The organism is Methanobacterium alcaliphilum, assembly GCF_023227715.1.
Lineage (GTDB): Archaea > Methanobacteriota > Methanobacteria > Methanobacteriales > Methanobacteriaceae > Methanobacterium_E > Methanobacterium_E alcaliphilum.
On the sequence record NZ_JALKIF010000009.1, the window covers coordinates 1 to 14205 of the forward strand.

Annotated in this window: 11 protein-coding genes; 3 read left to right on the top strand and 8 right to left on the bottom strand. The window is 27.7% G+C overall.

The window, feature by feature from the left end; all coding sequences use genetic code 11:
* Positions 1–109: 109 nt before the first annotated feature.
* The 3 genes from MXE27_RS07570 to MXE27_RS07580 are packed head-to-tail and all read left to right on the top strand — an operon-like array spanning position 110 to position 4076.
* The gene (locus MXE27_RS07570) at positions 110–2440 is read left to right on the top strand and encodes a UvrD-helicase domain-containing protein (protein ID WP_248611814.1); all 2331 of its coding nucleotides are present in this window, start codon (positions 110–112) and stop codon (positions 2438–2440) included.
* Between the two features lie 9 nt (positions 2441–2449).
* Positions 2450–3637: a PD-(D/E)XK nuclease family protein gene (locus MXE27_RS07575; protein ID WP_248611815.1), complete on the top strand. Its 1188-nt coding sequence runs from the start codon at positions 2450–2452 to the stop codon at positions 3635–3637.
* 10 nt (positions 3638–3647) lie between these two features.
* Complete coding sequence (locus MXE27_RS07580; protein ID WP_248611816.1) at positions 3648–4076, top strand: DUF1232 domain-containing protein; 429 nt, start codon at positions 3648–3650, stop codon at positions 4074–4076.
* Positions 4077–4080: 4 nt separating this feature from the next.
* Here MXE27_RS07580 and MXE27_RS07585 read toward each other — a convergent pair whose 3' ends face one another.
* Genes MXE27_RS07585 through MXE27_RS07620 form a run of 8 tightly spaced genes read right to left on the bottom strand, consistent with a single transcriptional unit; the run spans position 4081 to position 14113 of the window.
* Entirely contained in the window at positions 4081–5676 is a 1596-nt protein-coding gene (locus MXE27_RS07585; RefSeq protein ID WP_248611817.1) for an ATP-binding protein, read from the bottom strand.
* Positions 5677–5685: 9 nt separating this feature from the next.
* Complete coding sequence (locus MXE27_RS07590; protein ID WP_248611818.1) at positions 5686–6807, bottom strand: DNA double-strand break repair nuclease NurA; 1122 nt, start codon at positions 6805–6807, stop codon at positions 5686–5688.
* Between the two features lie 9 nt (positions 6808–6816).
* Positions 6817–7374: a hypothetical protein gene (locus tag MXE27_RS07595; protein ID WP_248611819.1), complete on the bottom strand. Its 558-nt coding sequence runs from the start codon at positions 7372–7374 to the stop codon at positions 6817–6819.
* Complete coding sequence (locus MXE27_RS07600) at positions 7375–10911, bottom strand: ligand-binding sensor domain-containing protein (protein ID WP_248611820.1); 3537 nt, start codon at positions 10909–10911, stop codon at positions 7375–7377.
* On the bottom strand, positions 10908–11705 hold the full coding sequence (locus MXE27_RS07605) for a hypothetical protein (RefSeq protein ID WP_248611821.1): 798 nt from the start codon (positions 11703–11705) through the stop codon (positions 10908–10910). Before MXE27_RS07605 ends, MXE27_RS07600 begins: the two co-directional genes overlap by 4 nt.
* An 11-nt stretch (positions 11706–11716) precedes the next feature.
* Positions 11717–12766, bottom strand: coding sequence for a tRNA guanosine transglycosylase family protein (locus MXE27_RS07610; RefSeq protein WP_248611822.1), 1050 nt, complete (start codon positions 12764–12766; stop codon positions 11717–11719).
* Positions 12763–13356: a DUF5591 domain-containing protein gene (locus MXE27_RS07615; protein ID WP_248611823.1), complete on the bottom strand. Its 594-nt coding sequence runs from the start codon at positions 13354–13356 to the stop codon at positions 12763–12765. The genes MXE27_RS07610 and MXE27_RS07615 overlap by 4 nt, the downstream gene beginning before the upstream one ends.
* On the bottom strand, positions 13343–14113 hold the full coding sequence (locus MXE27_RS07620; RefSeq protein WP_248611824.1) for a hypothetical protein: 771 nt from the start codon (positions 14111–14113) through the stop codon (positions 13343–13345). Before MXE27_RS07620 ends, MXE27_RS07615 begins: the two co-directional genes overlap by 14 nt.
* Positions 14114–14205: the final 92 nt, after the last annotated feature.

The following is a 14205-nucleotide window of genomic DNA, read 5'->3' on the forward strand; positions in this document are numbered from 1 at the left end:
ACGCGTAAGATCGTCGGCAGCGTCAGATGTGTATAAGAGACAGGTATATACAACTTTAATTAATTTATATTTCTTATAGATATTATTGAACAATTTAGGAAGAATAGAGATGATTAGCTACGATGAATTTGAAAATATAGTTATCAATGAAATTGGTAGAGATATCCAGAATAATATAGAACAGAAATTAGCTATTAAATCTCGTCCTGAAATTTCTTTTTTTATAGTAGCTGGCCCGGGGAGTGGTAAAACTACTGTAATGGTTTTAAAAGTTTTAAAACTAATTTTTGTCGATGATGTAGATCCTTCTGAAATATTAATCACAACTTTCACTAAAAAAGCAGCTTCTGAACTCAGATCAAGAATTTTAGGTTGGGGTGATATCTTAAAAAGATCCTTATCAAATAATATAAATCTAAAAAATCAAATTGAAGATTTAGACATTAATCGAATTAAAACAGGCACAATTGACAGTTTAACTGAGGAGATAGTTAACGAAAATAGAGAGCCAGGTACACCTAGTCCTGCAGTTATTGAGGACTTTGTTTCCAATGCATTGATGCTGAAAATGGGACTTTTTAATGAAGGTCGATTCCAGAAAAAAGAAATTAAAGACGCCATATCAGTTATACAAAATAGTAAATGGGGTTTAAATGTTCCTTCCATGAATGAAACATTATTAGAGATTAAAGAGAGATTATATCATGATCAAATAGATTTTCAACAATTAAATGACTGTAAAATTGATGGAATTGATTTAGTATGTGAAGCAATAAAAGATTATTTATTAACGCTTAAGGAAAGATATCTTTTTGATTTTGCGTCGTTAGAAGATGAATTACTGAAAAAACTCGAAAATAATAAACTTGAAAGATTTTTATCAGAAGTTAAGTTTTTATTAGTAGATGAATATCAAGATACGAACTTACTTCAAGAAAAAATCTACTTCCAAATTGCAAAAGCTTGTGTTAATAATGGGGGGAGTGTAACTGTAGTAGGTGATGATGATCAGTCATTATATCGATTTAGAGGTGCTACTGTTACTTTATTCCAAAACTTTGAACATCGTATCGGAAGTCAGTTAGGAATAATTCCTGAAAAAATATTTTTATCTCCCAACTATCGTTCTACCAGTAATATTGTAAATTTTTGTAATGAATTTATATTAATTGACAAAAATTATTTTAAAACAAGGGTTGATGAAAAACCGCTAATAAAAGAAGCCAGAATGGATTCTTATACAGATTATCCCATTTTAGGATTATTCAGGGATGATAAAGATAAATTAGCAGAAGATTTAGCTAATTTTATTCATGAAATAGCTGTAGGTGATGGCTATCAAATTCCGGGAGGAGAAATATTAAAATTAAATCCGGATGGAGGTTCACCTTCAGACATTGCTTATCTTTGCAGTTCTCCAAAGGAATTAGACTATAAAAATAATCCAAGACTCCCTTTACTTTTAAAAAATAGGTTGGAAACATATGATCATTCATTAAAAGTTTTTAATCCTAGAGGACAAAACTTGGAAAGTGTTTTTGAAGTAAAACAATTATGTGGCCTTATTTTAAGTGCAATAGATCCCTTATCAGATGTTCAAGAATCTATTAAATTACCTAATGGCACATTGGATACATTTCAAGAGTGGAGAACTGAAGGAAATAATTTTATCAAAGAATTTGAACAATCTGGGTCTAATGATTTAAGGAATTTTATAAATCATTGGCAAAATAAAGTTCCTTTAGGTAAAAGGAAATGGCCTAAACGGGTTTCTATCATGAACATGATCTATAAGTTAATTACTTGGATCCCTAGTATGCAGAGCGACATTGAAGGATTAGTCTATCTTGAAGCAATCACTAGAACAGTGAACCAAGCTAGTCTTTTTGGTAATTTTAGTTCGGAAATTGTTTATGATGATTCAAATACAGAATTAACAGCTGCATCTATTAAGGAAACTTATAGAAATATTTTTATTCCTATTGCTACAGGCGCAATAAAAGTAAATGAGGATCTTCTTGAAACTTTACCTTCCGACAGAATAAATGTGATGTCAATACACCAATCTAAAGGTCTGGAATTTCCTTTAGTTATCGTAGATGTAGGCTCTGACTTTAAAAATTTAAATTCAAGTTCACTTAAACGATTTCCGACAAATGGTGGCCATACTTGTAGTTTGGAGGATTCGCTTAGACAATATTCAGAATTAGGTTCCCCATCCAGATCAGCCTTAGACCGGGCATTTGATGATTTGGTCAGACAATATTTTGTTGGATTTAGTAGAGCTCAAGATGTTTTACTATTGATTGGATTAAATTCAGTTAAAGATGGATATTCTGTAAAATCTGGTGAAAGAGTTATTCCTAACGTTGCTACTGGTTGGAACAGAAATAAAGAATGGATATGGGATAAAGGGTTGGAAAATTTAACTCATTTATGATGTGATATTATGTACCTTTCAAAAAGATCTAAACCTTTTGTAATACCGGAGTATAGTTTGACGGGAGATTTGCTAACATATCTCTCATGTGGATTGAAGTATAGGTATCATAATAAAGGTTCCTTACCTCCATCTAAACCAGTTCAATTATGGTTTGGGGAATTTATTCACAGTGTTTTAGAGGAAGCTTATTTAGTTTGGAGGGATAATGGAAAAAAATCTTTTCCATGGGACTGGAATGATAACATTAGAGAAATTGAAATTGAAATTTATCGAAGATTGTTAGGCAAAGGATTATCACCTCCATTGAACCTTTTTTGTCCCCATGATGAAACAGTAGAAAGTCAAGGCCTATGTAGTAATAATAAACATCCTCATAAATTAATTGCAAGTAAGAGGGTTGAGGCATCTATCAATACTTGGGGGCCTCATCTTTTCCCATTAATTGATGAAGCTGAAATAAAATTGAAAGGGACTAGAAACATTCCTAATCACTTAGAAAAGATTTCTAGATCTCCTTATTATGGTATTAAGGGAGTAGCAGATGTTATTAGTTCAGTAAACATCAATAAAATACCTCCAGGAAATTTAATTTTAAGTCACATTAATCAGAATGAGGATGTATTAAAAATTTTAGATACATTAAATACCCCCGAATATGAAATCATTATTGATTACAAAGGGATGTCAAGACCAGCTAGTGATTCAGATTCATGTTTACATCATGAATGGCAAATTTTAACTTATGCTTGGTTAAGATCTAAACAACCTAATGCTAAAAAAATCACTGCTGGGATCATATTTTACATAAATGAGTTAATTCCTTCATTAGAAAATTTCATTGAACTGAAAGAAGACGTTTTAAATGAAAAAACAGATGTTGAACCTAGAGGTTTTGACTTAAAAGCTATTAAAAATTGGAAAAAAAGTGAATCCATTCCTGAACTGTCCGGACAATTTAAAGAAAAAAGATCTATAAGGATCATACCCATTACTGAAGATAGAATTAAAGAATCATTAAATAAATTTGATGAAGTAGTTGGGGAAATTGAAATGTGTGTTTATATGGAATCAAATAATAGGGGTATAAATTCATCTTGGAGATATAATCCTATAGAAAGAAATTGTACGGTTTGTGACTTTAAAACTTATTGTCCTAATCCCGCTCCATCTAAATATAGACCAACAGTACCTTAGAGGTTTTATCATGGCATATGTGTTCAAAGATTTTTATGAGTTACTAAAAGAAAATTTAGATTCATTTGAAGGAGAATATGATAAATTCATAGATTTTGGACCTGATTTGTTCAATTTATTAACTAAGCTGTTAAACGAAGAATTTTTATCTTCTGATGATAGAATGATGGTTAATTCTGCTATTGCCTATTTCGTAGCACCTTACGATGTAATTCCAGAGCAAATTTATGGTCCTTATGGTTATGTTGATGATATTTTTATTTCTTGTTATGTTCTTTTAAATATTGGGGAATCATATGGTTTCAGTTTATTAGAAGAAATATGGGATGATCAATTGCCTAATCTTGAAGAAACATTGAATCTTTGTTATAATAAATCTAAAAAAATTGTAGGAAAAGATAAAAAAGAAATTCTTAGATATGGGGGTTTAATAGAATAATCAACTAATATTTCTCTATTTCGTCGATGATGTCTGGAGTATAACCGCCATGTTTAGTTAGTCGGTCTTTGGTAACTTTGATAGGTAAAGAAAGCGGCACAGCACTTCCAAATATAAATGCCTCACCTGGAACCATAGATCGAATTTCTTCCAAATCTCTGTCAGCAACCCATTCAGATACTTTTTTAACATAATTTTGATCATTAGGATTAGTTAATCTCATTATAACTTGGTTATTGCATTGAGATAATACATCGTCATCTAATCTGCTTGGTCTTTGGCTAACTATTCCCATTCCCATTAAAAATTTCCTTCCTTCTTGAGCAACTCTTTTAATCGTAGGTTTAGAAGCTGTGCTAACTGCTCCAGAGGGTATGTATCGATGAGCTTCTTCTAATATCATTAATAGAGGAGGTATTCTTCCTTCCATCCGTGACTTTAATATTTTTGATGATAATATGGCCATTAAAGCTTGTTGATGAATTACTTCTATACCAGACATGTCAATAACAGATATTTGACCTTTTTTTACTAAATTATTTAATTCTAACGGTGTGTCTGAAGTTGATTTTCTAATAAATGGCATTGAATTAAAAAGAATTCTTAATTTAGTACTTAGTATGTTCTTTGCAGAAGGCCCTTGTACAACGTCTGAACCAATATCTCCAAGTTTTTTAATTATTTTCTCAATATTTATTGTATTCCTAAGTTCTGGATCTTCAATAATATCTGTCCAACCTGCTTGCAGTATACGGCTTTGAGCTTCAGAAAGATCATATAAACTTCTTAATAAGTGAATTATTTGATATGTTTCCAGTTCAGTAATATTTACATGTAGAAGTTCGCTTTCTCTGTCAATTCCGAACTTTTCTTTAAACATATCATCGGATCGCTCTTTGGAAGTAATATCTGAAGGCATATAAACCTTTACTTTATCACTAATAGTATTTTGGTTTATATTTTTATTAGATGGGATTTTTAATGAGCTATATTCACCATGAGGGTCGAAAATTAGAATGGGAATATCAAAATTATTAGCAATTGCTTCAATAATTACGCTCACTGTCCATGATTTTCCGCTACCTGTCATTGCTAATACTGAGAAATGCTTTGAAATTAGCTCGTTCAAATCAATATGTATTGGAACTTTTTTATTATCTCTAAATTTCCCTATTTCAATAGAATTTCCCCAAGGTTTTAACTGATCATTCAAAAAATCAGAACTAGCTTTATAAACCTTAGTTCCTATTTTAAATGGTTTTCTAGGCCTATTGAATATAGTTCCATTAGATTTTCTATTTCCAATTATTTCAACTTCACAAATTACATAATCTTGGAAGTCTCCTTTTATTCCAATATCTTCAGAATTTAGTTTTTCATTATCTTCATATAAAGTAGAAAGTTGAACAGCACCATCTTGATCAATTAAATAATTTTTCCTCTCAATTCCAGTAACTCTACCTAAATAATGTGTTTTTGATTTATTATCTCCTATAATTTCTACTAATTGACCTGAACTGACTGAACCTCCAGGTTTGGTTGAAAAACGCAATTTAATAGTTGATATGGTTTCATATATAGTACCTAGAAATCCTTCCATTTTAACACCTTATAGTTTATCATGAAATTTATCTGAAAATAGTAAATTATAATCTTCTTTAAGATCTTTACGAGCTATATTTCTAAGAATTAATGCTATGTTCTTCGCATATTTTTTTTTAAGTTCAACTTTTTTATGTGCTACATAAAGTGGAAAAGGGTAGCCTGGTCTTAGTGAATAATAACTGTATGTTGATAATAATTGAGTTATATCGTCAATTTTATCTTTGAAATGTATAGGAACTTCAACAAAAAATGGTTTTTCTGAAGGCAATGATTTAAAATAAAAACCTATAACATTTCCTCTTAACTGTTTGGCTGGAATTTCATTTCTTAAAGAGCAAGTTACTTCAGCATATTTTGTTCTACAGAACTGTTTTTTGTAAAAAAGGTTCCTTAGAAAACTATTTTCAGATACAATATTATATGTTCCTTCTTTATTCCACTTGTTGATAAAATCTTTATTCTTTTGTAAAAATTCATAATCAATTTCAGAATTGTTCTTAAAATTATTTAGAGCTGAATAAAGTGATAAAAAGTACTTATTTGCCATAGAATCTTTAACAACAGCCGCTGTTGGAATATTATTGTCAATTACATAATCAAAAAAATTATTTACAGCTTCGTGATGTTCATCATAAACCTCTTTTACCCAAGGAACATTATCTATATAGTCTCCTAACGCTTCATCAGGAAATGTCATAGCACCATCCAATAAAATTAGATCTACAGTTTCTTTTTGGTTGTTTATTTCTTTAATAACATCTAAAGCCACATTATACTCTAAATTTCTCATTCTAATAGAATTTACTAAATTAGAATAATAAGGAGGCACTATTTTTACATTTGGTAAATAACGTTCAATTTGTTTGTTGTTCAAATATGCATATGCAGTTGCAATAGTTATTGAAATCGATTCAAATTGTTCCTGATAATTACTTCCATCAACTGCTATAACATTTCTTTTTAAATCGGAGTATTCTGGATTTGCAATATCAATTAATAAATTATCTCTTAATGACTCAGCATCATCTTTCATCTCTCTAAAGACTGCCCTGATTTTATCCATTTCACCAAATCTTTCTTTAAGAGTTTCAGTGATAAATCCCTCAATTCCAGTTTTATATGCCATTTGATACCTCTAATCAAGTAAATTTACAATAAATTGAAGATGAGGATATTCTTTACAAATTGTGTCCTTATTATTTTTTATTAGTGTAATAAGATTTTCAAGGTCTTCAGTTGTAATAAAATCATAATTTGAGAAGTCAAATTTGTCACTAGCCAAATATTTAAAGATGTCTAGCAAAAAATTTTGATTTGTTTCCATTTCATCAATTAAAGCTTTATTTTTAGAACTTATTTCAATTTTATCTTTAAATACCAAATTCAAATCGGATAAATCTTTAATTTTTTTCAATAATTCTTTATATTCACTTTTTTTAAGATTTAGTGGATGAAATAAAATTGGAGTAATAAAATTTTGATTTTTATCAAAAAACCCAACTTTATAATTTCCCATTTCAATTATATCAATATTAATATTGTCTACAATATCCCCAACAAAATCTATTTTATATATTTCATTTTCTAATTGAATATCCTTTTCAATCCATTTATAATCAATATTCGGATGATTTAAAGGAGCACAGAGAAATTTCTTTTTCATATTCTCATTAAATACTTTAAATGGCTTCATTTAAACACCTTTTACTGAATATTTTATATTCATATCTTCTATTTTCTCATGATTATCATAGTACTCTTCTATTAATGTCATGCGTATCAAAAGTCCTGATGGTAATAAAATCTGATTAATAATTTCTTGGGGGTCTTGATTTGATAATTCTGTTTCAGTTTCTATAATTTTTGATACTATGTCTATTAGTTCATCTTCTGAAAAACTTTTATTCGAGTAATTACTTTTGAGATAGAAATTGAGATATTCTCTAGAGTCTAAATTTGAGATATAATCAATATATTCTATTATTCCTTTATTTTCGCTTAGATCAATCTCTTTTTCAATTTTAATAAGATTATCTATTTCAGATTTTTGTAAATTCTTTTGGAGGAATCTTAAGTATGGCTCCAAAATTTCTATTGAATATTTGGCAATATTCGGAATATATTTAAAATGATTTTCAAAATTTTCTAAATCTATATCTATACGATTTATTCTGTTGAGATATTTATCATATCTATTGAAATCTTTAAATTTTCCCATTGAAATTTCATAATCTTCATATAAGATCTTTGTATTGTTAAGATCAGCATAAATTCCATCTGATCGCTTAAAAGAAGAGATTATTGGCTTTATTATAAATAAATCAAAATCACTTAAAATGTTATCAATTAATTTCAATTTGAATGGTGTTATTTGAACATTTTCGTTGTATAACCAATCTTCTAGTTCTATTTCTTTGTCAGAATTTATTTCACCTTTTTTCAGCAATTCAATCTTTATTCTTAAATCGTTTAAATCGGTTTTCACAAAATTAAGATCTTTAATAATGTTTTTATTTAAAATAGACTCTAAAATAAATAATAATTCTTTATCTATATTTTGACTTGAATTAGAATTTATTAGAGGCTTAAGATAATTATTAATATTTTCGAGATTGATTACTTGGAATTTAATAGGATTTTCAAAGTAATATTCATTAATTTTAGATTGTTTTTCCATTCTTTCCAAAAAAGGATAAATATTTACATCTTCAACATTTATTTCTTCAAAACTTTCTTTAAGATCTTTTTCTATACTTTGATATTTTTCACAAATTTTTTCAATTGAATTGTCATCATTTCCCTTAAGATTGTTTAGAATAGAAAATATGTTGTCAAGTTCTGTATTGTAAACTGCTTTTTTGTATAAATCCAGGTTTTGATCATCTAATTCATCAACAATTAATTTCAAATCATTAATATTTCTTTTAATAATTATTTCTTGATCATTTCCCAAAAGTTCAGTTATTTCAGCATTGTTTAGAATTTTAAATATATCATTTAGATAATCTGTGGGTTGAATAAGATAATATTTAGTATCACATTCTTTCAACAATTTTTTTCTTTTTAGGATTTCTGGAATGTAAATTAATGGATCAAATCTTGAGAAATAAGAAAAATATTTTGATAATTCTATTTTTAATTCATCTTTAGTGACTTCATTAGAACCAAATAGTTCTAAAAAGTTAACTTCATATTTTGAAAATTTAGCACCAAGAATTTTTCCATATTCATCAATATGCATAAATTGACTCAAAGATTCTTTTCCTAATTCTTCTAACATTCCATTACCATCAATTCCTAATTTTAATATCTTTGATAGCTTATTATTCAATTCTCCTCTTCTTTTGTCAAGTTCAATCTTCCAAGATGTTTCAATATCTTCTAAAAAGACTTCTTTGAAATTGTTTTCTGGATTACTTTTTTTATTTTTTAAGTTGAATTTTTCTTTAAAACCTGTTAAAGGAATTGTAAAACCTTTTTGGACGGATTCTTGAGTGTATAATTTTATTGATTCTTCTAAAGTGCTTTCAATAGTATAATTGTCGCCTTTTAGTATATTAATTAGTTCTAAACGACTTAATTTATGGAGAAACATTCTATTTTCCATATTTCTAATAATTACCTTCTCTTTAGGTAATTCTTCTATATAATATGGACAAACATAAATTAATGATAAATCAAAGTCAGAATTATGAAGCTCTGATTTAATATCCGAAAAGTATTTGTCAAATTCCACTGACCCATAATCTTTAGAATAGTAAAAAATCGCAATTCGATGTTTAATTTTTCCCTTAACTTTATATAAAACATTTAGATATTCGTATTTTAATCCAATTTTACATTTTTCTAATGAAATTTTTTCAAATTTTTTCTCTGAATTTTCGATTCCTCTATCCATCTTATTTAAAATAGAATAGAATTGATCGACCTTTTCATGAGGTTCCTTTTTAAAATAATCAATAATTATTGGATCTAAACCTGATAAACTAAAGTTATACAATGATTTTAAAAGCTCATCATTTAATCTATATATGATATTAATTTGGAATTGGTTATCTAATGTTCCCTTTAGTTTATCATCCGCAGTATCAAGGAAAATAACCAATTTTTCGCCGTTTAAATAGATTCTATCTTTAGGTAATGTCTTTATATCTGCTAAAAGTTCATTATTTAATTCTAATAATTGGTCCGGACTCAAAATAACACATATTCTTTCACTTATTAAATTTTTTTCTAATAAACTATGTAATGTGGGTTTGATACTATTTATATCAAATTCTTTATTGAAATGCCATCTTGGATTAAATACAAACATATCCCAAAGAGGTTTTTCATCATCTTTTAAAGTATCATATATCTCATGATATTTTTTTATATTAGCCAAATTAACATTTTCACTTAAATCAATGTCAATTTTACCTAACATTATATTTTTAAGAACTTGAAAACTTAATTTTTTTTCTTCTGTTCTCCAAAATTCTATTAATTTGAAAAATAATTGTGAATAAGTTCTTCCATTAAAACGACCTGTTTGGCCTGTTCTTTGTTCATCTAAATGAGGTAATATAGCATAAAAGGCATAAATAAAAGATTCATCAAAAAAGTAATCATATGTTACATTTATTTTTTTTAAATGCTCTTTTATTAGCATATAAGCCATATAATAATCTATATCCTTTAAATCTATTTTAAGAGTTTCTGTTCTCTGTAAAACATCAGTAAATCCGTGTTCTCCCAAAAAAGCCTTGGTGCCGGGATGCATCGCAATACACAATACAAAATTTTTATTATTTAAACCTTCAATTTTATTATCTGAAAACTTCCTAAGAAGATTTAAAAATCTTGCCTGTTCATTAGTTAAAATATTTATATCATTAGTTTCATTTGAAGATAATGTAACATGTTGCATTTCATCTAAAACAACAAATATTCCATCAGTATCATTATTCTCTTGTATTTCTTGGTATTTTAACAAATCTTGTTCTAAGTTTGGAAACTCACTGATGTCATTCTCAAATATGCTTAAATTAGCCCAATCATTGCTGAATTTTTTTTTCAAATAATCCAAGATAGTTGTTTTACCTTGTCCATAATCTCCATAAACATTAATTATTAGTGGCTGGAATCCAATGTTAGATGTAACTATATTTTTGATTTCTTCCAGATTTTTATTATAACCTATTGGATCTATATTAGAATTAGTTCCTAATTGTGGAAATGGATTAATCATAATGATTCCTCCTTTAATTCAATTAATGTGTGTATAGTTGGAATTGGTGGCCTAGGCAAACCAGGGCTAAATTTAAAAAGTTCTTTATTAGTATTAATCTCTAATAATTTATTATATAGATACTCAATTGTTGGAGGATTTCTAGAAGTAATAAAATAGGATGAATAAATTAATAGCTGTTCACATAAGCTTTTTGTAAACAGAATTTTATTTTGATCAAAATTTTCATAGACAAGTTCAAGAAGCTCATTTTCTTTAAAAGTAATCTTGTATTCGTCATTAAGTCTATAAATCTTATTTTCTTTAGATAATATATCTAAACATTCCATAAAATTTAATACATTTTCACCAGATTTCCAGTCATGAATTCTTGTTCCAAAATCATTTGATGCACTAATAACCATAGTTTTTATGAAATCTAACTTATCAAATTCGTAATAATCATTATCTAGAATATAATCAAAAGCATAAGAATAATGAAAAATGTTTTGGTACAAATTAGCGTGAAAAATAAATTTTTTTTTATTCAAATCATTTTCAAAATAGAAATTTTTTCCAATATCTGTTATTTTATATAGATTAGTCCCTCTTGACGGAATTACATTAACAAAGTTTAAATCATCCAATAGTTTCATTACATCTAGTCTTCTTGATTTACTAGCTCCTTTAGGGAAATATTTATTAATAAATCCTGTAGTTCTAGATCCATCTCGTTCTAATCCTCCTAAAACTCCGATAGAATCCTCAAACATAGTTTTTTGGAAAGTTATGGTCCATGTTAATCCTTCAGCCACTTAAAATCCTCCTAATACAATAAATCTAATTTATAATGATTAATTCTCCTTTTTGTGTATTCCCAAAGATGTTTAAGTCCACTTTTCCCAATAGTGGTGTTTAAAAACTTTTCATATTCCAGTTTATCATCTTTAAACTGTTTTGCAATTTTTTCTTCTTGTTCCATAACCCATTTATTATGATGTGTACGTTTTACCCAGTCATATCTCATATTATCCCATCTAATCTTTGCATTTTTTGGTTGGGTTCTACAAATAGGACATTCACAATTTTCAAGTTGATTCATGTCATCTTTATTTAAAAAGTTTTCAATACTATCCCCTTTAGTATTAATTCCAAATTTGGCTTCACCATTTCCACAATATCTTTCACCCTTTTGTGGAAGTATTATTTTACCATAGGCCGCTTTTCTTTTGTAACCTATTGAATCAGTACTTTTTAAGCCACAATATGCTCCAATATGATACATTATGGGAGAAGACCCAAATCCAAAAATATGCACTTGCATATCAAATTTATTTGCAATTTGTTGAGAAGTGATTATGGAATCAATAAAAGCTTTAGAAGGTTGTCTGTCCCCAAAAAATCCTGAAAATTCATCTTTTGCAGTAAGGATACTTCCCAAGGATATATAATCAAAGTCTTTACTATATAACCACTTAACATTATTTTCTAATGAATTACTATCCCAAGCATGTAATGCTGGTACTAAGTCGAGTTTAGTAGCATCAGACCAATATTCAATATTACTCTTAGTTTCAAGCCATCTTTTCCTCATTATAGAATTAGGCATTTCTGGAGTAAATGGATAATCTAAAGGTACAGTAAATGTTGGTTTCAATGTTTCTTGAACATCAAGCACCTTTTCTTTATTTAACAAGGATTTATTAGGATTAGTATTTTTTAAAGCTGAAAAAGCACCATTATCCAAAAATAACTTTTTATATTTATAATTTATTTTTGGATCTTCTTTATTGTAATAATTGATGACACTATCCATAACATAATCGTGTTTTAACTTAATTGATTCGTTAGGAGTTTCTCCAGCCCAAAATTTCATAAAATTTCCTCTAGCGCCTTTTTTAACATCTTTAAATTTTCTGGATAAGTTAAAACCAAATCAGAATCTTTATTTGGGTTAATTGTTTCATTTAAATTTTCATAAACTATATTCAAATCTAAATCGGAACAAGCGTCTTTTAAAGCATTAAAAGATAATGATTTGGTTCTAAGGTAAGATAAATAACCTTTATATTCATGTTTTTTAAGGTATTTGTGTATCCTGGCTCGGGTAGTTTCATAATATCTAATCTGTATATCATCAGATTCTGCTAGTGGATTCCAATCATAGGCATTAAATGGGTACTTATCAGAAAATTCATAAGGTATAATCCCTGCATTTGATATAACTAATCGATGAATATCATTTTTATAAACATCCAAAACTTCATTAAATAATCTATGAATCGGAGAATTAATATAAGGTTTAATGGCAGCACAAGGTATGAAAACTGCTAATTTATTTTCTGGAGGTAAATAATCATTTATAAACCATTTTTGCCATTTTTCAAAATGTGGGTGCATAAGCTGTTGTTCTGTAGTACCATTAAGTCCGATGTAATCTGTTTCTTTGAATTTAGGATATCCCATTTAGAACACCTTTAGGAGTAAATAAATATTTTGCATAACCGTTATAATCTTTCAAGTTGCATTTTGCTACAATTACGTTATCTTTGATTTTTTCATTCCATTGAAAATTCATTTCAATATTGTTTGATAATTTAGATGCATTAATAAGTGGCTTAATTATTTCATAATCATATACTGAATTATTTGATAATGTTTTATTCTCTTCAAAAGATGTTTTGGAGGGTATTATTAATTTAGTACTACCTAACTCACTTAAAGACTCAATACTTAGTTCATTACTTTCAACACGCACATGTAAATCATTTTTAAATTTTGAAAGTAAGTTAAGACCATGAAACATTTTTTCGCCTGAAATATTAAACACAATTTTCTCATTTGATGGTGGGAAACCTATGAATCCGTCTAAATATGAACTCAATATGGATTTAAATTTTATATCTTCATAAATGACTTTTACAGATAGACTTTCATCTTCAAATTCCAAATTAACAATGCTTCCATTTTCTACAGCATCCATAATATCATAAAATAGTTTTCCAGTTCTAAGTGAAAATTTTTGTTTTTTTTCTTTGGAAGAATGAGTTATTGTTTCTTCTTTTAGGAGCATCAAGTCCAATAGAACTGTTCTTTCTTTGTTAATAGTTGAAAAATGAAGATTATTCTTTGAATTTTTAGTGTGTATATATACACTTTCTCTAGAGATTTGTTTTAGTAAACCCAATACTCTTTTTAGAGTAGTTATTTGCTCAAAATGCAATTCAATACCTCTTTTAAAAAATATATCAATTAATATAATATTATATATTATTGGTGTTTTATTTAATGTATAAAGTTGACTATGGAAAATTT